Below are 19,915 nucleotides of genomic sequence, written 5' to 3'. Positions count from 1 at the left end.
GGTGAAGAGCAGGCTGCTGCACCAGGACGGCGAGACGAGGACGTACCTCCTCGTCATGGATGCCGGGGATGAGGCGTGTGCCGAGATCACGGCCTTCGCTCGTGACCGCGGGATCCGCGGAGCCACCGTCACGGCGATCGGTGCCGTCGACGAGGCGACGCTCGGCGTGTTCGCGGCGGAGCTCGGCGGCTTCTGGCTCAAGCACTTCGACGAGCAGCTCGAGATCGCCTCGTTCATCGGCGACATCGCGACCGGTTCGGAGGGCCCGACGCTGCACGCGCACGCGGTGCTCGGTGGACGCGATTGTGTGGCCTATGCCGGACACGCGGAGGCGCTGCATGTCAACCCGACCATGGAGGTCGTGCTCACGGAGTCGCCCGCACATCTCGTGAAGCGACTCGATCCGTCCTCCGGACTCGCGGTCATCGCGATCGACGAGACGCGCGCGGACGACGTGCCGTCCGAATCGCGGACGACGCCGCCGGTACCGCGCGGCATCAACCACATCGGCCTCACGGTGCCCGATCTCGAGGCGGCGACCCGCTTCCTCGTCGACGCGTTCGGGGCGAAGGTCGCGTACGACGGGCTCCTGCGATCGGATCCGCCGCGCAGCGGTGCCGAGGTCGAGGCGCAGCTCGGGCTGCCGCCGGGCGCACGGATCATCGTGCAGCGCATGATCGTCATCGGCACGGGACCGGGTCTCGAGGTCTTCGAGGTGGAGACCGACGAACGGCAGGGCCCCGCCGGGCTCGCCGACATCGGTTGGGGCCACGTCGCGCTCCTCGTCGACGACATCGACGCGTCGCTCGCGCGAGCGGTGGAGGCGGGCGGGGAGGCGCTGGACGAGCCGCACGGCAACTCCCGCCACGAGGACACCCCGGGGAATGCGAGCATCTACGTCCGCGCGCCGTGGGGATCGATCTTCGAGCTGCAGTCGCTCCCGAACGGCCACTGGTACGGGCCGGGGAGCGAGACGGAGGTGTGGACCCCCTGACCGTCCTCCACCCGGTCGGTCGCGCTCGTCGGGTCCGCGTCGCCCGGACGCACGCCGTCGTGCGTGCGATCAGGATCGATCGTCGTCATGCGGCAGCCCGGAGAGGAACGCTCGCGTCGCCGGTGACGGGTTGAACGCACTCCAGGCGAGGTACTCGATGCGCTCGGGGCCATCGGTGACGGGGACGGTCGTGAGTCCCGGGTTTGACGACACGAGTGTGTCGGCGAGCATCGTCACCCCGAGACCGTGAGCGACGAGGTCGAGCACGAGTTCCGTCGTCGTCGCCTCGAACGACACGGTGCGTCGGACGCCCGCCGCGCGGAACGCGAGATCCGTCTGGGCTCGACCGGGTGTCGCCGCCGGGAAGTCCACGAACGCCTCGTCCGCGAGATCTCGGAGCCGTACCCGTTTCCGGCCGTCGAGCGCGTGGCCCGTGGGAACCACTGCCACGAGGCGCTCGCGCGCGAGCACCCGCGCCCGCACACCGACCGGGGGCACCGCGGACGGAAGGCCGAGCACCGCGACATCCATCGTGCCGTTCGCGATCTCCGTCATGAACGCGTCACTGCCACCGCCCCGGAGTCGGATCACGACCTCGGGGTGGAGCCGATGGAACGCCCCGAGGGCCGCGGGGACGTCGATCGCCGTGACCGTGGGGATGAGCCCGACCGTGAGCGTGCCCCCGACACGGCCGTGGACGGCCCCCGCGTCGGCGACGGCTCGCTCGGCCGCCTCGAGGCTCGTCCGCGCCGCGGCGAGGAACGCCTCGCCCGCAGCGGTCGGTTCGACGCGCCGACTGGTGCGCGCGAACAGCTCGACGCCGATCTCGCGCTCGAGCGCCTTGATCCGGTGGCTCAGCGCCGATTGCACGACATGGCAGCGTGCGGCGGCACGCGTGAAGTTGCGCTCCTCGTCGACGGCGACGGCGTACCGCATCTGCTGCAGATCCATGGATCCATGATCCTGGTTCATGATCGGGATCGGAACCATGCGTTGGACGCATTCGCTGTTCCGCGTGACGATCGAGGCATGCACACGCACACCGGAGTGGAGACGACACCCGCGACCGCGACGACGGCTCGGGTGGCCTGGACGGGGCTCGCCGCACTCGCGCCGATCGTCTGGGGCACCACGTACGTCGTGACGACGCGGTTCCTCCCCGAGGGGCACCCCGTCTTCGCCGCGATGATGCGCGCCCTGCCCGCGGGGCTCATCGCACTCGCCCTCACGCGGCGCCTCCCGACCGGCTCGTGGTGGTGGCGCAGCGCCGTCCTCGGCACGCTCAACATGGCGGCGTTCTTCCCGCTCCTGTTCGTCGCGGCACAGGAGTTGCCGGGCGGCGTCGCGGCGACCCTCGGCGCGGCGCAGCCCCTCGTCGTCGCCGTGCTCGCGATCGTCGTGCTCGGCGAACGAGGATCCGTGTGGCGAATGGGGGCAGGCGTCCTCGGCGTCGTCGGGATCGCGCTCGTCGTGCTCGGTCCCGGGGCGGCGCTCTCGCCCCTCGGCATCGCGGCGGGGCTCTGCGGTGCGCTCTCCATGGGACTCGGCGTCGTGCTCACGAAGAAGTGGGGGAGACCGCCGGGAGTCTCGGCAATCACGTTCGCGGGCTGGCAACTGACCGCCGCCGGGCTCGTGCTGCTCCTCCCCGCGCTCCTGCTCGACGGCGTTCCGCCCGACATCGACGGCCGAGCCGTCGTGGGCTACGCGTGGCTCACGCTCGTGGGCGGACTCGCGGCGTACGCCGTCTGGTTCGCGGCACTCGGCCGGCTGCCCGTCACCGCGACGGCGCTGCTGGGACCGCTCTCTCCACTCGTCGCCGCCCTCGTCGGCGTGCTGGTCGGGGGCGAGTCGCTCGGGGGCGTGCAGGTGCTCGGCTTCGCCATCGCGCTCGCGGCGATGGTCGGCGGTCAGCTCCCACCGCCACGGTCACGACGGGCGGTCGCGGGTGGCCACGAGGGACCGAGCGGAGCCGACACCGACGTGCCACTCAGCCCGGCGACGCGAGACCCGCGACGAGATTGATCGTCGTCGCGAGCACGAACGCGCCGAACAGGAACGCGAGGAGCGCGTGCCCGAGCCCCGCGCGACGGAGTGCCGATCGGCGGAGGTTCGTGTCCGACACCTGGTACGTCATGCCCATCGTGAACGCGACGTACGCGAAGTCCAGGTAGTCGGCGTCGCCGTCCTGATTGAAGTCGATGCCGTTCGGGGCATCCAGATAGTGCAGGTGTGCGTACCGGAGCGTGTAGAGGGTCTGGACGACACACCACGACAGCATGACCGTGACGAGACCCGCGCCCGTGAGCCACTCGCGGAGCGGGCTCCCGAGGGAGCCCGCCGCGACGAGCATCACGACGAGCGCGGCGAGGCTCGCGAGTGCGGCGACCACGAGCGCGACGTGCGAGCCCGTTCGCGTGTCGTCCTCGAGGAGCGCGTGCGTGCGCGTCTCGGCCGGGGACATGCGGGCGATCGCGCCCCACACCCACACGAGGAACACGAGACTCCCCGCTGCCCAGCCCGCCGCGAGCGCGAACGCGCCGCCGCCGAGCAGCGCGGTGGCCACCCCCGACCCGATGCCGACGCCGCCCGCGACGAGCAGGCGGGTCCGTGCGCTCGAACGCAGCAGGCCGCGATCCGTTTTCGACATACAGCGATCCTAGGGCCGTGTGTGCACGCGTCCGCGGTCAGGGACGACGGCGGCGCGTGCGGCTACCCTCGGGCGTCGTGGACGTCCTCGATCTCCTCCTCTCCCGTCTCGCACCCGCGAGCGACGTGGCCATCCCGCCGCTCGCGCTGTTCGGCGCACTCGCGGTCGGTGCGCTGCTCGTGCTCGTCGGCCCCGTGTGGAAGGTGGTTCGTCTGTGCGTGACGCTCGTCCACGAGCTCGGCCACGCGATCGTCGGCGTTCTCGTCGGCCGCCGGTTCACGGGCTTCGTCGTGCGCGGCGACATGTCGGGTCACGCCGTGACCTCGGGCAAGCCGACCGGCTTCGGCCGGGCGCTCTCGGTGTGGGCGGGCTATCCGGCGCCCGCGATCCTCGGCGCGGCGCTCGCGTTCGCCGCGTCCCGCGGCTGGGCCGCTCCCGTCGTGTTCGGCGTCGGTGTCGTCCTGCTCCTCGTCCTCGTGCGGGTGCGCTCGCTGCTCACGGGCGTCGTGGTCGTGGTCGCGCTCGCCTCGACGGCCGCGCTGTGGTGGTGGCGCGACGACACCGTCCAGACCACGGTGCTCATCGCGCTCGCCGTCGTGCTCGTCGTCGGTGCGTGGCGTCACCTCGCGGCCGTCCGGGCGGACCGGGGGAGCGGGAGCGATCCTGCCGTCCTCGCGAAGCTCACGCGAGTCCCCAAGGGGTTCTGGAACACGAGCTTCGCCCTCGTCTGTCTCGTCGCGACCGTCGTGGTCGTCCTCGTGCTGTGGCCCGACGGTTCGTCGGTGCTCGATCTCGTCCCGTTCGCGAGCTGAGCGAGCGTCGCGCGCGGACGGGTGGGTCGGGTGTGCGACGATCGGTCGGGCGACGGGACCTCCCGCCGCGAACGCCACCGCGAGAGGGGGACCGGTGCACACCGAACACATCCTCGATGTGACCGTGTTCGTCGACGGCGAGCCGGTGGGGCATCCCGACCCCGTCGCGGGGCTCGAGGCGGCCCGACGTGACCACGGTTGGGTCTGGGTCGAGCTCGCCGACGTCGAGCAGATCGAACTCGACGACGTCGCGCGCACCTTCGGTCTCGGTCGGTTGTTCGTCGAGGACGTCCTCGAGTCGGGCCAGCGGACGAAGCTCGAACGGCACGGCGACCAGTCGTTCGTCGTGTTGCACCCCGCGACCTACGACGACGACAACGACCACGTGGACTTCTCGGAGCTCTCGTTGTTCGTGGGGCCCGATTTCCTCGTGACCGTGCAACGATCGGGGTGTGGCGGCGTCGTCGACGTGCGCAAGCGGCTGCGCGCCGCGCGGCGGCTCGCCGAGCTCGGACCGAGCGGCGCCGCGTACGCGATCCTCGACGAGGTCGTCGACGGGTACCAGCACGTCGCGGAGGGGCTCGCGCTCGACATCGAGGAGATCGATGCGGCGATCGACTCACGGGACGGCGAACTCGCGAAACGCATCTACCGCTTGACGGGGCAGGTGTCGAAGTTCCTGACGGTCGTGACCCCGCTCGAGAGCATGCTCACGGGCATGCGGCGCGCGCTCGTCGGCGGGGATCCGACGCTCCTCGCCGATGCGGGCGGTGTGTTGCGCCACGTGCCCACGCACGAGGAGCGCTCGCCGCTCGGGGACGACGACGTCGAGCACCGGCGCGCCGTGCTGCTCGACGCGCTGTTCGGTGACGTCCTCGACCACGTCATCCGGCTCGAGGGACGACTCGGCAACATGCGCAGTGTGCTCGACAACGCCCTCACGCTCGTGTCGACGCTCGCGTCGCAGCGGGCGACCGAGATCACGCTCGTCCAGGCCGATCAGACGAAGAAGATCTCGTCCTGGGCGGCGATCTTCGCGGCGCCGACGATCGTCACCGGGATCTACGGCATGAACTTCACGCACATGCCCGAGCTCGACTGGACGTGGGGCTACGCGGGCGCGTGGGGGCTCATGGTGTGCCTCTCGGTCGGCCTCTACATCGCGTTCAAGCGCAACAACTGGCTCTGATCGCGCCCGCCGCTCGGTCGGCGCGCCGATCCGTCAGGTCGTGAAGACCGTGACGACGTAGACGGCGAACAGGGCGAGGTGCAGTGCACCGTGGCTCGCGGTGACGCGCGGCGCCGCGAACGTGATCGCGGTCGTCACGACGGTCGTCACCACGAGCACGAGGTGTGGTGCGGTCGGCGCGAGGACGACCTTCTGGTCGGTGACGAGCCCGATGACGAGGACGGCGGGGATGGTGAGTCCGACGGTCGAGACGAAGGCACCCAGGCACAGGTTCACGACACGCTGCGTCTCACCGCGGAGGGCTGCTCGGATCGCGGTGATCGACTCGGGCGTGAACACGATGATGGCGATGAGGATGCCCGCGAGCGCGACGGGTGCGCCGACACGGCCGAGCCCGTCGTCGAGGAGGCCGGCGAGGTCGTGCGACATGAGCACGATCGGGATCATCGTCGCGACGAGGAGGAGGGTGCGGGCGAGAAGCTCCGTCCGGTGTTCGCGCAGGACGGTGCCGACGGGCGTCCGTGCGGACGTGGCGGTGGTGTCCGCAGCGGACCGCCCGGTGGTGGTCGGCGCGCTCGTGGTCGGCGTGGTGGCCGGGGATGTCGGATCGGTGAAGTCGGGTGCCTGACGGCCGGTCTGCCGGATCAGGAACCATGCGTACGACACGAGCGTCACGAGGACGATCGGGATCTCCTGTGCGGACGTGTACGAGCCGGTCGTCCCCGTGACTGCGGGCATCACGAACGCGAGTGTCCCGAACAGCGCGATCATGCCGACGTAGACGGACGTCCCGGTGCGATTGTGCGCGGGTGCGGGGCCGCGGCGCCCGGCCATGAGCAGGGCGATCCCGATCACGAGGTTCAGGATGATCATCATGACGGCGAGCACCGAGTCGCGGGCGATCGTGTCGTGTTCACCGGGCCCGAGCATGACGGAGGAAATGAGCACGACCTCGATGAGGACGATCGAGAGGGTGAGCACGAGGCTCCCGTACGGGTCGCCGAGCCGGTGCGCGAGCTGCTCGGCCTCGTGGACGACACCGAACGCGGCCACGACGACGATCGCGACGGTGAGCCCGAGGACCGCGACGAGGAGTGGCCCCGGGAGTCCCGAGTGGAGGACGTCGCGGGTCGCCATGAGTGCGATCGAGGCGCCCCAGGCGAGGACGAGCCGGATGACGGCGGTGTGCGTGAGGACGAGTTCGCGTGAGGGTCGGGCGGTGGAGGTCATGGACGTGTGTCCGATTCTCCGAGGCCGTCCTCGAGTGGGAGCATGCCCGCGAGCCGTCCCGCGGGTCACCCGCTGCACACGGGCGGTCAAAGCCTGGCAAACGTGTCTCGCGCACGAGTGCCCGTGCCGACCGCCCCGGCCGGTCCGGGTGGTGCGGGCGACACGGGCCCGGCGGGACTCAGCGGCCGGAGACGAGGTCGACGCCGATGGTGGCGAGCACGCCGAACAGCAGCCCCCATGCGATGATCGCGACGATCTGCCAGATGACCACGAGCCGCCGCGAGGCGCCGAAGGAGATCATCATGCCCGAGGTGATCTGGCCCGCGAGCACCGTGGGGCCGATGAGGCTCACGCCCGCGACGCCGTAGCGGTCGAACAGTCGGCGGATGCGCTCGCGTCGTGGCGACGGCCGTTCGGGTTCCCGCCCGGCGACGACCCGGCGTCGGATCGAGTGGACGCCGAAGATCACGGCGAGCGTCGAGACGATGTTGCCGGCGACGGCGGCCGCGATCGCGGCGGCGGGCGGAACGCCGACGAACACGCCGATCGCCGAACCGAGGTAGGACTCGACGAAGGGGATCGCACCGATGAGGGCCACGCCGAGCCACTGCAGCCAGGTGGGCAGCGACTCGGTGAATGCGGTCAGGGTCTCGAACATGTCGGCCTCCGTCGTATCGGGGTTCCGCGTGGTTCCGCGGTCGTGTTCCAAGCCTCCCGGGCCGCGGCACCGGCCCACAGTGTCGTCGCTCCACGGTCGGCACTGCATCGCGCATCCGCGTGCGGTGACATTTGTCATCGACGCCCCGTGCTGTTTCCCGCGCGGTTCGCCCCGCCATCGCGCGGGAGGAGCCACGTCCGATTCGCGCGCGCAACGATTGCAGACGTGCACATGTTCGTGAATGTGTGCCGACCGGCCGTGGGACCGGCCGTCGGGGAGATGACTGCCGGAGGACCGCCGGACGGGTGGCGAACAGTGCCGCGGCCCGGCGAGCGAGCCCCCGGCGGTGACGCGTGACGTTCCTCGGGAGCGATAGGATCGCGTACGCGGAGGCAGGGGAGTCGCATGGGGGAACGCACGGGTGCCGTGTCTGCACGATCGGCCGGTGACTATCCGCGCTACCTCGCGGCGGTCGCGCTCTTCCATCAGTCGGCCGCCGAGGCATCCGGCCTGTCGGGGAGCGATTACCGCGCGAGCCTCCTGCTCGAGCTCGACGGCCCCATGACGAGTGGTGAACTCGCACGCCGCCTCGGGCTCTCGGCGCCCGCGACGACGAGGCTCGTCGATCGTCTCGTCGCGCTCGGCGTCGCAGTTCGACACACCGACCCGGATGATCGGCGCCGGACCGTCGTCGCGCACACCGGCGTCCTGCCCGCCGGCCTCGAGGCCGTGCTCGACACGGTTCGGGGGCCGATCGGCCAGGCGCTCGCCGATCTCACCGACGAACAGCGCTCCGGGCTCGCCGCGTACGTCGTCGCGGCCTCTGCCGCATATGCGGAGGCGGCCCGCGCGATCTGAGCGACTCGCGCCGCCTAGGGGATCCGGGTGGCATGGGTGATCCGGGTGCCCAGGGTGATCCTGGTGGCATGGGCGATCCGGGTGGTCCCGGCGTCCGCGGTCGGGCGACGACCCGCCCGTCGTCGTCGGCCCGCGCGGGTCACGCGAGGGCGCGTGACCCGGTGCGCGGACGCCGGTTCGCTGAGGTGGTGGCGCGGCGCGGGTGCGGGTGACCGTGCCCCGTGTGCTCGCGCGTCGGCACTCGGCGGGCGATGGGTGTCGCGCGGTCGCCCGGCCGTACGTCGACGTGGTCGTACCCGGCACGTCGGAGCGCGCCGGTCGATCGGATCCGGCGCCCGACGCCACGCGCAGCACGGCGTGCGCCCGGCCGCTCACGCGCGACGGGCGCGCCGGCGAGGGCCGTCTTCCCGGCGGCCGAGTGGGGGAGCGTGAGCACTCGTCCGCCCGGTCGACACTCATCATCTGATCATCCGATGATCGTGCGTCCAGCCCAGCAATACGGCGATCAGATCATCGGATGATCGAGCGGCGCAGGTCGCCCGATCATCGGATGATCGTGCGCTCGATCATCCGATGATCGTCGGCCGTCCGTGGAATCCTCGATCGCGACCCCGCGAGCGCCCGCGGAATCCACGGCTGCGAACCCGCGAGGTCGTGATCGCCCGAGGTCACGTCTTCGCGGTGGGAGTGTCGGTCGTGCACGAGACGGGGGCACGACCCGGCGGCGTTCAGTCCTCGTCGACGCGTGCCCTGAGCGCGACGGCGGCGAAACGTGCTGCGTGCTCCGAGCCGAAGGTCCGATGGAATGCCGGGTCGAGTTCGTACGCGTCCGCGACCCCGTGGACCATCGCGCGGGTCGCGTCCGTGTCGCCGGCATGTGCGGGTGTTCCCGGGATCGTCGCGAACCACGCCAGGTGCGCGTCAGCGTGCCGGACCGCCGATTCGTCGCGGGGCGAGCACCCCGATTCCGCGAGTCGACGCCACTCGGCGAGGAGGGCCTCCGTCTCGGCCTTCCAGCGTCGCTGTTCGTCGAGCGACTTCCCGTGCCACCAACGGTTGGACGCCTCGAACGCGGTGCTGCCCCACCGTTCGACGACCTCCTCCTCGTAGCGATCGTTGAAACCCTCGAGCAGCACATCGCTCCTCGTCGAAGCGCCCTCGCGACGCATCTCGATGGTTCGCTCGAGCGCCTCGATGCGCGCCTCGATCGCGTCGCGCTGTGCGAGGAGCACCCGGCGCTGTTCCGCGAGGGCTTCGTCGTCGGTCGACGTCGGCCCGGGCCCGCCGTCGAGCACCTCCGCGATGCGCTGCAGGCCGAGGCCGGTGTCGCGAAGGACGAGGATCTGCTGCAATCTCGTGACCGCGCGTGCCGTAGTACCGATAGCCGTTCTCGCCGATCCGGTCGGGCAGGAGCAGTCCGATGCGGTGATAGTGCCGCAGCGTGCGGTCGCTCACGCCCGCCCGTTCGGCGAGTTCGTGCACGGTCCACTCCACGTCGGTGCCCCGTTCAGTGCCCGACGGCCGGGGTGGTCGCGTCGGGGCGCGGGAGGCCGAGGCGTCGACGCGCGACGTCGATGATGTCCGCGCTCGGTGTCCGGATGTGGTCGGCCGCCGTGCCACCGACCTCGTCGAGGAACGCGTCCACGAGGCGGAGTCCCACGGCATAGCCGGCACCGGTCGGGAGTCCGAGCGGGGGCGCGCCGAAGCGGCGTGCAGCCTCGTCACCGAGCACCCAGGCGCCGAACGTCGCCATCCCCGTGGTCCCGAGGCCCGCCGACACCCGCGCGAGCAGCTCGTCGTCCGTCCGCAGCCGTTCGTCGACGAAGTGGGTCGGGCCGAGCGCCCCGTGGCGCTCGCTCGCGAAGCGATCGGCGAGCCCCTCCGAGACGATGTGCTCGCCGACGGTGACGGTCGCGGGGTCCCATCGCACACCACCCGGGGCGTAACGCACGTTGTGGTGCAGCTCGTGCGCGGCGATGGCTTCGAGCCGATCGAGCACGGTCGGGTTCGGCCAGAGTGTGAGCACGATGGAGCCGCTGATGCCGCCGAACCCGGAGAGGCCGGCGAACGTGTCGGTGAAGAGGTCGTCGTCGTGGTCGCCGACGACGAGCATCGCGGTCACGTCGGGGACGCGCAGGCCGGGAACGGCGGCCTCCAGATCGGCGGCCGCGCTGCGGAGCTCGCGCTCGATGCGGGCGGCCGCGTCCGCGTCGTCGAGTGCCCGAGCGGCGTCGCGGATCGGCTCGGGGGTTCCGTCGGGGTCGAACCCGAACCCCTGTCGGTGGAACCGCACCGGGTCGGCGCCCGGCGTGAACCGCATCTTGCTCGCCATGGGGGACCACATGTCGCGCACGAGCGACGGCCGGCGTTCGGCCGGGGCGTCGAGGATCGTTCGGGTCGTTCCGGTGGTGTCGATCATCGTGATGTCCATGTCATCGGACGGTAGACATTGACGTCACGTCAGGGTCAAGCCCGCGCGGTGGGATCGCCTCAGGCGGGCTGCTGCGCCGGCACGCCGGCACCGCCCCTGCGGCGCAGCGCCGGGACGTACGAGGTGCCCGCATCGAGATTGTCCACGCGGACCGAGATGATGCCGTTGCGGTCGAGCTCGAAGCGTTCCTCGACGAGCGGGCCGGTGCCGTCCCGGTGGACGCGCACGCCCTCGGTGATCGCGTCGGCGGTGAGTGATCCGTCGAACGGGACCCGCAGATCGCCGGCCGGGAACACGAGACCGTTCGGGTGGCCCTCGGCGAGTGAGGAGAACTCGACGAAGCGGTAGACGCCGACGTTGTGCTCGGGGCGGTATCGCCGTGCGCGGACGATGGCGTCGCCGTCGGGGATGGGGATTCCGGGGACGAAGACGGGGTCGAAGGCGACACGCTCGCCCGCATCGGCCTCACGGAAGACACCGAACCCGAGCGAGGTGCGGTCACGAAGCTCGAAGGGGCTCGTGTGGTCGGCGGCGATCGCGAGTCCGATCGCGGTGGACGAGCTGGGAACGGGGGAGCGGTGCACGCGGCGCCCGAAACGCTCGCGCAGCATGCGCGGGATGAGCGGCAGGCTCGACGCACCGCCGACCACGTAGATGCCGGCGACGTCCGCGTCACCGTGCTCGCCACGCTGGAGGCGCTCCGAGAGGGGCGCCATCGTCTCCATGGCCGCCTCGACGAGCGGCTCCGAGCGCGCGTAGAACTCGTCGACGGGGACCGTGACCGCCTCGCCCGCGACATCGAGGAGGATGCGACGCGATTGCGGTGCGATCCGCTCCTTGGCCTCGCGTGCCTGCAGCAGCAGATCGCCGCGAGCGGTGGGGGAGAGGGCGTCGAAGTCGACTCCCGCGTGCTCGCACGCGACGCGCGCGAGCACGTGGTCGAAGTCGTCGCCGCCGACGTCGGCACGGCCGAGCGACGCGACGACGTCGTGGTGTTCGCCGACGACGCTCACGAGCGAGGCGTCGAAGGTGCCGCCGCCGAGGTCGAAGACGAGCACGTTCGAGCGCTGCGCGTTGAGCGTCGAGGCGCGGTGGTGGGTGTACTCGAATCCGGCCGCCGACGGTTCGTTGACGAGTCGTTCGACCGTGAAGCCTGCTGCGGCGAGTGCGTCGATCGTCAGCATGCGCTGGCCGCTGTGCGCGTGCGCGGGAACGGCCGCGACACACACGTCGGTGTGCGCGTCGATCGATTCGACCGCGCCGGGCGTCGACGTGAGCGACGACGCGTCACGCATGGACCGCCGCAGCGCGACGAAGTACGAGGTGAGCACCTCGAGCAGGGGGAGTGTGATCGCACCGACCGTGACCGGCGTGTCGGCGGTCGCGTCGGGCGCCGACAGGATGCGCTTGACGGATCGGAGCGTCGGCGCGCCGACGCTGGACGCGCGTTCCGCCTCGAAGCCGTGGACGAGGCGCCCGTCGACCTCGGCGACGACCGACGGCACGTAGCTGTGGGGATCCCCGTCGGTGTCCTCGAACGTCACGACCGGATAGTTCCCGCGGTCGGACACGGCGACGACCGTGCGGGTGGTGCCGAAGTCGATTCCGAGTCGCATGGGCGAAGGGTATCAACGGCATGTTTCGCGACACGGGCGCCGCGCCACGGAGTGCTGTGGTGATTCGGTCCGGGTTCGTGCGGACCCGTCGTCTCGGGCGAGGTCACGGCCCGCCGGCCCGCGTGGGCGTCTTCCACGATGCCGCGTCGACCATCGCCTGCATGCGGTCGCCATCGAACGCGGCCATCGATGACAGCGGGGCGTGTTCAACGATCGAAGGTCGTCCTCTGTCCGAGTCCCAGCCATCGCGAAATCGATGTCATCCGCCGTGCCGCGAGCCCATGCAGGACGATCGCACGTCAGGTCACTACTCGGTCAGGAGCCGGCGAAGCCTCGTGCGCACGTCAGGACCAGCGCCGATCGCTGCGAAGGCGGCATTCGGATCACTCGCAATCTCTTCCACGATCGGAGCGGTCCTCGCGATCCAGTCCGCGACCTCGTCATGTCCCCAGCCGGCTTGTCGGTCTCCCGTCGGAGCGTGAGACTGCATGCCGGCCATCGCTCGGACCGACTCCGCGTAGTCAGTGACGACATCTGCTGGGCCCACGCCGGCATTGCTGAGCAGCAATGCGCTGATCATTCCGGTCCTGTCGCGTCCGGCGCTGCAGTGAACCAGGACCCCGGCGCGGGAGGATGCAATCGCGGTCAACGTACCGAGCACGAGGTCGGGCAGTATCCGCCAGTTGTGACGCCAGTACTCCGGTGAGTCCAGGATCGGGAAACACACGTTGCGGAACTCGGGATCGTCCTGGTCTTCGGTCGGGGCGTTCACCACGGACACGGTCGCGATCAGCTCCGGTCTCACCTCGGGATCCCCCTCCCGAGCGCCGATCTCGTAGGCGCATCGGAGATCAACGATCGACGTGAGACCCCAGTGCTGGGCGTCTCGCCATCCCGCTTCGGTCAAGAGTTCACGGCGAGGCCCACGGGCGACCCGGCCGCAGATCGTGGAGCCGGTCGCCGAAGAAGGCGTCCGCAGGCCGCCGAGGTCACGGGCGTTCAGGTAACCGTCCCAGTGGAGGTCGCGCATTCAGGGAGCCTAGGTGACGTGGCGGTGTGTGTGCGGGCTCTCGACGGCAACGCCGATGTCATCCACTCCAGGAGCGACTCATCAGATTGTCATAATGTGCATTATCGGATGTTCGATGTGGCGTGCGAGAGTGCCTCGGGCGGACGGAACAGTCGGTGTCGCGAGTGCTCGGCTCGTGCGTGTGTCGCGGCTGTTGTCGGTGACCGCGATGTCGGCGTTCTCGAGGATGTCGTGCGCGTTGTCGTCGAACCCACGACGCTGGTGTCGTCCGTGGGTCGTGTTGGGCGACATCGGTGTCGGTGGCTCGGGTTCTCGGCCGTGTGGCGTCGTCGTCGCCGGCGGTCGTCGCCCACGAGTGTCGCTGTTGGCCGCGATGTCAGGGCGAGTTCGACCTGGTCCGTCGGCCCGGATTTCCGTGTGGCGCACGTCCCGGCGTGCCGCTCGTCGCATCGTGACCGCGGCCCGGTGTTCCACGACTTGGGGTTCCGTGCTCGCCGACGGTGGATGGCGTCCGCGAACGGCGAGCGCGAAAGGCTGGGTCAATGCGTGACAGGCTGCTGTGCCCCACCGTTGTGCCCGGTCGTCGACCACGCTCGTGAGCGCGCGGGTGCCCCGGCGTGGCACGAGACGCTTCGCCTCGCTGCAATATTGTCATAATCGGAGCCAGAACGTTTATATCTTATTGACCGGAGTGTTTGTGTCTTCGTGAACTGACGATGTCGGGTCGACGTCGACGCGCATCCAGCCGGGTTGTTGCTACCGGGCCCCGGGCCCGGTAGCAACAACCCGGCTGGATGCGGCTGGATGTGGAGCTGGGTGCGGCTGGGGTGCGTCTGGGTGCGTCCGCGTCAGCTCGGCTGAGCTCGGGTGCGTCAGGGGTGCACGTAGTCGGCGAGGTGGCGGCCCGTCAGCGTCGAGGCGTCCGCGACGAGCGCCTCCGGCGTGCCCTCGAACACGACGTGGCCGCCGTCGGTGCCGGCACCCGGACCGAGATCGATGATCCAGTCGGCGTGGGCCATGACGGCCTGATGGTGCTCGATGACGACGACCGACTTGCCCGCGTCGACGAGCCGGTCGAGCAGGCCGAGCAATTGCTCGACGTCGGCGAGGTGCAGGCCCGTCGTGGGCTCGTCGAGCACGTACACCCCACCCGACTCCCCCATGTGCGTCGCGAGCTTGAGTCGCTGACGTTCCCCGCCCGAGAGCGTCGTGAGCGGCTGACCGAGCGTGAGGTAGCCGAGCCCCACGTCGTCGAGGCGCTGCAGGATCTTCTGCGCCGCGGGGATGCGCCCCTCCCCCGCACCGAAGAACGCGAGCGCCTCGGCGACCGACATCGCGAGCACCTGGCTGATGTCGCGCCCCCCGAAACGGTACTCGAGCACGGCCGCGTCGAAGCGCCGCCCCTCGCACAGTTCGCACGGCGCCGAGACCCCCGCCATGATGCCCAGGTCCGTGTACACGACGCCCGCGCCCTTGCAGTTCGGGCACGCACCCTCCGAGTTCGCGCTGAACAGGGCCGGCTTCACGCCGTTGGCCTTCGCGAACGCCTTGCGGATCGGTTCGAGCAGGCCCGTGTACGTCGCCGGGTTGCTGCGCCGCGATCCCTTGATGGCCGTCTGGTCGATCGACACGACGTCCTCGCTCGCGGGCAGCGACGAGTGGATGAGCGAGCTCTTCCCCGATCCCGCGACACCCGTGACGACGACGAGCACGCCGAGCGGGATGTCGACGTCGACGTCCTGCAGATTGTTCGCGTTCGCGCCCCGGATCTCGATCGCGCCGTTCGGTGTGCGCACCGACGGCTTGACGCTCGAGCGGTCGTCGAGGTGCGTGCCGGTGAGCGTTCCACTGTGCCGGAGCCCCTCGACCGTGCCCTCGAAGCAGATCTCGCCGCCGTTCGTGCCCGCACCGGGGCCGATGTCGACGACGTGGTCGGCGATCGCGATCGCCTCGGGCTTGTGCTCGACGACGAGCACCGTGTTCCCCTTGTCACGCAGGCGCAGCAGCAGCTCGTTCATCGTTCGGATGTCGTGCGGGTGCAGGCCGATCGTCGGTTCGTCGAACACGTACGTCGCATCGGTCAGCGCCGAGCCGAGGTGCCGGATCATCTTCGTCCGCTGCGACTCGCCGCCCGAGAGTGTGCCCGTGGGGCGCGAGAGCGAGAGATAGCCGAGACCGACCTCGACGAACGAGTCGAGCACCTCGCGGAGCGCCGTGAGGAGCGGGCCGACGGATGCGTCGTCCAGGTCGCGGATCCACGTCGCGAGGTCGCTGATCTGCATCGCACAGAGGTCCGCGATGCTGCGCCCCTCGATGAGTGACGCCCTTGCGAGCGCACTCAACCGCGTTCCGTCGCAGTCCGGGCACGTGGTGAACGTGATCGCCCGCTCGACGAACGCGCGGATGTGCGGCTGCATCGACTCGCGATCCTTGCTCAGCATCGACTTCTGGATGCGCGGGATGAGGCCCTCGTACGTCATGTTGATGCCCTCGACCTTGACGCGCACCGGTTCCCGGTAGAGGAAGTCGTGTCGTTCCTCGTCCGTGTAGTCGCGGATCTTCTTGTCGGGGTCGAGGAAGCCGGAGCCGCTGAACAGGCGGACGTTCCAGCCGCCCCCGTTGTAGCCGGGCACCGTGATCGCGTCCTCCGCGAGCGACTTCGACTCGTCGAAGAGCTGCGCGAGGTCGAAGTCGGACACGGTGCCCATGCCCTCGCACCGCGGGCACATGCCACCGACGATCGAGAACTCGCGACGCTCGGTCTCGGTCTTCGTTCCGCGGTCGACCGTGAGCCCACCGACACCGCTCGCGGACGCGACGTTGAAGGAGAACGCCTGCGGGCCACCGATGTGCGGCTCCCCCAGTCGGCTGTAGAGGATGCGGAGCATCGTGTTGACGTCGGTCGCGGTGCCGACCGTCGAACGGACGTTCGCGCCCATGCGCTCCTGGTCGACGATGATCGCGGTCGTGAGGCCGTCGAGCACGTCGACATCGGGCCGGGCGAGCGTCGGCATGAAGCCCTGCACGAAGGTACTGTAGGTCTCGTTGATCATGCGCTGCGACTCGGCGGCGATCGTGCCGAACACGAGCGAGCTCTTCCCCGAGCCCGAGACGCCCGTGAAGACGGTCAGGCGACGCTTCGGCAGGTCGATGTCGACGTTCTTGAGGTTGTTCTCGCGCGCACCCCGGACGCGGATGCGGTCGTGGGTGTCGGCGGGGTGCGGTGATGCGGCCTCGGTTTCACGGTTCGGCGTCGTGCTCATGGGGGTCCTTCCGGTGGCGGGTCCGGGACGGTGGTGGGTGATCGGTCGCGGTGGCGGAACGAGGGTGACGTCGGCGGTCGGGAGTCGATCGGACGGTGCCGGCCCGCGGGCAGGACGCGTCCGCATCGACGCGCCGATCGATTCTGCCCCATGTGCGCCCGCGCGAGCGGCCGCCACGGCATGCAGAACACGACGCAGGGGTCGGCGAACGCCGATGCAGGCGTCACGATCGACTAGGCTGAGGGTGTGCGGAGAATCCGCATGTGCCTAGTCCGGGGAGTCGTGTCGCGTGAGTGCCCTCATCGCCGTTGTCTGCATCATCATCTTCGCCGTCGGCATGTGGTGCTATGGGCTCGCGTTCCAGATCCACACCTCCGAGCACCAGGACCTCCTGCGCATGCTCGTGTTCTTCGCCGGCATCTTGCTCAACTCGCTCGCACTCTGGATCCCGTTCCAGGTGATCGGCCACTCGCAGAAGAAGAAGCTCGGCTCCGGCAAGTAGCCACCAGCCCGCGAACGGCCCACGGCCGTGTTCCCCCCATCGCTCGACATCACCGTGCGCTTCGCGCTGCCCGCGGAGTGGATCTGGCAGGCGCTCGTCGACGAGCGCATCCGCCGACAGTGGTGGCCGGAGCTCGAGTTCGAGCCGAAGGTCGGTGCCCGCGTGTCGGCCGAGGCGGTCCGTCCGGGCAAGAAGAAGCCGCGTCGCACCCGCGGAACGGTCACCGAGGTGAGCGCCCCCGAGGAGCTGCGCTTCGACTGGACGACGAAGCGTGGCGACTTCTCGACGGCCGTCCGGATCCGGGTCTCGCAGCAGAAGCACAAGGCGAAACTCCGCGTCGTCGAGACGGGTTTTCCCCGCGGCGACTATGCCGAGGTGCTCGTCGCCGAGTGCCGTGCCGGGTGGCGAGAGCAGTTCGGTGACCTGTCGGACTACCTCGACGACACGAAGAATCTCGCGTTGCTCGAACGTCGCGTGGAGCGGCATCCCGCGTTCTGAGTGGGGTGAGGCGACGCGATCCCGGGCCGCTCACGGTCATGGATCGGCGAGCGCGTGCACGACGACGCCGCCCGGCGAACCGGGCGGCGTCGTGGCGTTCGCGCTCAGTTCGGGAGCGGCGTGAAGCCCGACACGTCCCCGAGCAGCACGAGGTGGTCGGCGGGGACGTCCTCGACCGCGGCCTTCGCGATCTCGGCCGCGAACTCCGAGACGGAGTAGAGGCGCCCGGCCTCCTCGCGACGAGCCTCGATCGCGCCCGGGTTGAGCCGGTCGAGCAGCGTGGCGGTGATGGTGCCCTCGATCATGTCGCCAGAGACGACGACGAAGCCGATACCGCGCTCGTCGAGCTCCGGCACGAGTGCGACGAGCGCGTCCTCGCCCGCACGCTTCGAGCGCGCGACGGGCTCGTACTCGGGCATGGTGGGCGTGGTCTCGATGAAGTGGGCCTGGTGGCTCGTGACGAACACGACCCGCGCACCCGCGGGCATGAGTTCGAGCGCACCGCGCAGCGCGGCGACCTGCGCATCGCGGTTGAGGCGGAGGGCGTAGTCCTCGCCCATGCCGGATTCCATGCCGCCCGAGGCGTTGAGCACGAGCAGGTCGAGGCCGCCGTACTCGGCCCGGATCGTGTCGAACAGCGCGGCGAGCGACTCGGGATCGGTCAGATCGGCACCGACCGCGATGGCCGTGCCGCCCGCCTCGCGGATCTTCGCGACGAGCTTCTCGGCACGCGCGGCCTTGTTGCGGTAGTTCACGACGACCTTCGCGCCCGCCTCGGCGAAGTACCGGACGGTGTCGGCGCCGACACCGCGTGACGAGCCCGTCACGAGCACGCGCACCCCCTCGAGCGAGCCGGGAGCGAGCGGGTTCGGAGTCGTGTCTGCCATGCCGCGAGTCTAGCGGGGCGGCCACCCGGCGGGAGCCGCTACCCTTCCCGCGTGGATCAGTACTTCGCACCCGCTCCCCCGCGCGTTCTCGCGCACCGCGGACTCGCGCTCGATGCTCCCGAGAACACGCTCGCGGCGTTCGCCGCCGCACTCGCGGTCGGTGCCACGCACCTCGAGACCGACGCGCACGTCACGAGGGACGGCCACGCCGTGCTCTGGCACGACCGCACACTCGAACGCTTCGACGGCGACACGACGCCCGTCGCCGAGTTGACGCTCGCCGATCTGCGTCGCCGCTCGGTCGAGGGGCACGGGATCCCGACGGTGGTGGAGGCGCTCGACGCCTTCCCGACGGCACGCTTCAACATCGATCTGAAGGTGGGCGGTGTCGTGGAGCCGGTCGTGGCGGCGATCCGGCGGACGCGTTCACGATCTCGCGTGCTCCTCGCCTCGTTCGGTGAGGCGCGTCTCGCGCGTGCCGTCCGGCTCCTCCCCGGTGTCGCGCGGAGCGCGTCGAGCGAACGGATCGCGGCCGCACTGCTCGGGATCGAACTCGGGCGGGACCGGCTCGTCGCGCGTGCGCTCGACGGCGTCGCGGCCCTGCAGATCCCGGTCCGTCAGGCGGGACTCACGCTCGTCGCACCGAAGCGGCTCGCCGCGTTCCGCAGACACGTGCGGGAGGTGCACGTGTGGACGATCAACGACGTCGACACGATGCGCGAACTGCTGGCACGCGGCATCGACGGGATCGTCACCGACCGGGCGGACCTCGCGGTTCCGGTCGTGCAGGGGCGATGATGCGCACGCTCCCCGCGAACACGCCGCTCGACGGGGCCGGATCCGGGAAGCGGTCGGCCCGCTCACGGGTTGGCACGATATGAATACCCGTTGAACCGGGAGGTGGAGTGGTATGGCTGATCGAAGTCTCCGAGGCATGCGCCTCGGTGCACAGAGCCTCCAGAGCGACGAGGGCGTGGTCCTCGTCGAGCGACAGCAGCGCGTGTACGCGACCGAGGCGGGCGAACGTTTCGTCGTCACGTTCGCGGCGGAGGCCGAGGTCCCCGAGACCTGGCAATCGCCGAAGAGCGGCGACGAGGGGCGACTGCTCGACGAGGAGGGCGACCTCGTTCCCTACGAGGCGCCCGAGGAGAAGCACCAGCGCACGCACTGGGACATGCTCCTCGAACGACGCACGCGCGATGAACTCGAGGTCATCCTCGAAGAGCGATTGGAACTGCTCCGCGCACGTCGCGGCACGAGTTCCTCGTCCTAGCGGAGGGCACCGAGCGCCCCGGCCCCG

General features: G+C 70.3%; 19 protein-coding genes. 9 read left to right on the top strand and 10 right to left on the bottom strand.

What is annotated here, in order from left to right:
* Position 1 precedes the first annotated feature (1 nt).
* Positions 2–994, top strand: coding sequence for a PCC domain-containing protein (locus HNR16_RS17825; protein ID WP_218868403.1), 993 nt, complete (start codon positions 2–4; stop codon positions 992–994).
* Positions 995–1,063: 69 nt separating this feature from the next.
* Here HNR16_RS17825 and HNR16_RS07500 read toward each other — a convergent pair whose 3' ends face one another.
* Positions 1,064–1,945: a LysR family transcriptional regulator gene (locus HNR16_RS07500; protein WP_158039653.1), complete on the bottom strand. Its 882-nt coding sequence runs from the start codon at positions 1,943–1,945 to the stop codon at positions 1,064–1,066.
* Positions 1,946–2,023: 78 nt separating this feature from the next.
* Here HNR16_RS07500 and HNR16_RS07495 point away from each other — a divergent pair, with 78 nt between their 5' ends.
* Positions 2,024–3,016, top strand: coding sequence for an EamA family transporter (locus tag HNR16_RS07495; RefSeq protein ID WP_225737771.1), 993 nt, complete (start codon positions 2,024–2,026; stop codon positions 3,014–3,016).
* Here the strand turns inward: HNR16_RS07495 and HNR16_RS07490 are convergent.
* The gene (locus tag HNR16_RS07490; RefSeq protein WP_158039655.1) at positions 2,982–3,641 is read right to left on the bottom strand and encodes a DUF1345 domain-containing protein; all 660 of its coding nucleotides are present in this window, start codon (positions 3,639–3,641) and stop codon (positions 2,982–2,984) included. The genes HNR16_RS07495 and HNR16_RS07490 overlap by 35 nt on opposite strands.
* Before the next feature lie 77 nt (positions 3,642–3,718).
* Here HNR16_RS07490 and HNR16_RS07485 point away from each other — a divergent pair, with 77 nt between their 5' ends.
* Positions 3,719–4,453 carry a M50 family metallopeptidase gene (locus HNR16_RS07485; protein WP_158039656.1) on the top strand — a complete coding sequence of 245 codons (735 nt, stop codon included), beginning with the start codon at positions 3,719–3,721 and terminating at the stop codon, positions 4,451–4,453.
* A 94-nt stretch (positions 4,454–4,547) separates the two neighbouring features.
* Positions 4,548–5,642 (top strand): magnesium and cobalt transport protein CorA, encoded by a 1,095-nt coding sequence (locus HNR16_RS07480; RefSeq protein ID WP_179558156.1) that lies wholly within the window; start codon positions 4,548–4,550, stop codon positions 5,640–5,642.
* A gap of 33 nt (positions 5,643–5,675) precedes the next feature.
* On the opposite strand, the gene HNR16_RS07475 is transcribed toward HNR16_RS07480, so the two are convergent.
* Together HNR16_RS07475 and HNR16_RS07470 are read right to left on the bottom strand one after the other, a co-directional pair.
* The gene (locus tag HNR16_RS07475) at positions 5,676–6,872 is read right to left on the bottom strand and encodes a calcium:cation antiporter (RefSeq protein ID WP_158039658.1); all 1,197 of its coding nucleotides are present in this window, start codon (positions 6,870–6,872) and stop codon (positions 5,676–5,678) included.
* 178 nt (positions 6,873–7,050) lie between these two features.
* Complete coding sequence (locus tag HNR16_RS07470) at positions 7,051–7,530, bottom strand: hypothetical protein (protein WP_158039659.1); 480 nt, start codon at positions 7,528–7,530, stop codon at positions 7,051–7,053.
* 405 nt (positions 7,531–7,935) lie between these two features.
* On the opposite strand from HNR16_RS07470, the gene HNR16_RS07465 reads away from it, so the two are divergent.
* Positions 7,936–8,388, top strand: coding sequence for a MarR family winged helix-turn-helix transcriptional regulator (locus HNR16_RS07465; protein WP_158039660.1), 453 nt, complete (start codon positions 7,936–7,938; stop codon positions 8,386–8,388).
* 728 nt (positions 8,389–9,116) lie between these two features.
* On the opposite strand, the gene HNR16_RS07460 is transcribed toward HNR16_RS07465, so the two are convergent.
* The 5 genes from HNR16_RS07460 to HNR16_RS07440 form a co-directional block, all read right to left on the bottom strand.
* The gene (locus HNR16_RS07460; protein ID WP_179558007.1) at positions 9,117–9,740 is read right to left on the bottom strand and encodes a TipAS antibiotic-recognition domain-containing protein; all 624 of its coding nucleotides are present in this window, start codon (positions 9,738–9,740) and stop codon (positions 9,117–9,119) included.
* Positions 9,741–9,895: 155 nt separating this feature from the next.
* Positions 9,896–10,819: a DUF2268 domain-containing putative Zn-dependent protease gene (locus tag HNR16_RS07455; protein WP_158039661.1), complete on the bottom strand. Its 924-nt coding sequence runs from the start codon at positions 10,817–10,819 to the stop codon at positions 9,896–9,898.
* Between the two features lie 59 nt (positions 10,820–10,878).
* On the bottom strand, positions 10,879–12,435 hold the full coding sequence (locus HNR16_RS07450; RefSeq protein WP_158039662.1) for an Hsp70 family protein: 1,557 nt from the start codon (positions 12,433–12,435) through the stop codon (positions 10,879–10,881).
* 307 nt (positions 12,436–12,742) lie between these two features.
* Positions 12,743–13,465: a tyrosine-protein phosphatase gene (locus HNR16_RS07445; protein ID WP_158039663.1), complete on the bottom strand. Its 723-nt coding sequence runs from the start codon at positions 13,463–13,465 to the stop codon at positions 12,743–12,745.
* An 872-nt stretch (positions 13,466–14,337) separates the two neighbouring features.
* On the bottom strand, positions 14,338–16,728 hold the full coding sequence (locus tag HNR16_RS07440; protein ID WP_158039664.1) for an ATP-binding cassette domain-containing protein: 2,391 nt from the start codon (positions 16,726–16,728) through the stop codon (positions 14,338–14,340).
* A 289-nt stretch (positions 16,729–17,017) separates the two neighbouring features.
* On the opposite strand from HNR16_RS07440, the gene HNR16_RS07435 reads away from it, so the two are divergent.
* Both HNR16_RS07435 and HNR16_RS07430 read left to right on the top strand, forming a co-directional pair.
* Entirely contained in the window at positions 17,018–17,230 is a 213-nt protein-coding gene (locus HNR16_RS07435) for a hypothetical protein (RefSeq protein WP_158039665.1), read from the top strand.
* Between the two features lie 27 nt (positions 17,231–17,257).
* Positions 17,258–17,728 carry an SRPBCC family protein gene (locus HNR16_RS07430; RefSeq protein ID WP_158039666.1) on the top strand — a complete coding sequence of 157 codons (471 nt, stop codon included), beginning with the start codon at positions 17,258–17,260 and terminating at the stop codon, positions 17,726–17,728.
* A 104-nt stretch (positions 17,729–17,832) separates the two neighbouring features.
* On the opposite strand, the gene HNR16_RS07425 is transcribed toward HNR16_RS07430, so the two are convergent.
* Complete coding sequence (locus HNR16_RS07425) at positions 17,833–18,615, bottom strand: SDR family oxidoreductase (protein WP_158039667.1); 783 nt, start codon at positions 18,613–18,615, stop codon at positions 17,833–17,835.
* 51 nt (positions 18,616–18,666) lie between these two features.
* Here HNR16_RS07425 and HNR16_RS18780 point away from each other — a divergent pair, with 51 nt between their 5' ends.
* Positions 18,667–19,413, top strand: a complete 747-nt coding sequence (locus tag HNR16_RS18780) for a glycerophosphodiester phosphodiesterase family protein (RefSeq protein WP_158039668.1) — start codon at positions 18,667–18,669, stop codon at positions 19,411–19,413.
* A 112-nt stretch (positions 19,414–19,525) separates the two neighbouring features.
* A complete protein-coding gene (locus tag HNR16_RS07415) occupies positions 19,526–19,888 on the top strand; it encodes an RNA polymerase-binding protein RbpA (RefSeq protein ID WP_158039669.1) in 363 nt (120 codons plus the stop codon).
* Positions 19,889–19,915: the final 27 nt, after the last annotated feature.

The organism is Pseudoclavibacter chungangensis (assembly GCF_013410545.1).
In the GTDB taxonomy this organism is placed as follows: Bacteria; Actinomycetota; Actinomycetes; order Actinomycetales; family Microbacteriaceae; genus Pseudoclavibacter; species Pseudoclavibacter chungangensis.
Note: the sequence above shows the minus strand (reverse complement) of the source record. Positions and strands in the feature narration are given on the sequence as shown.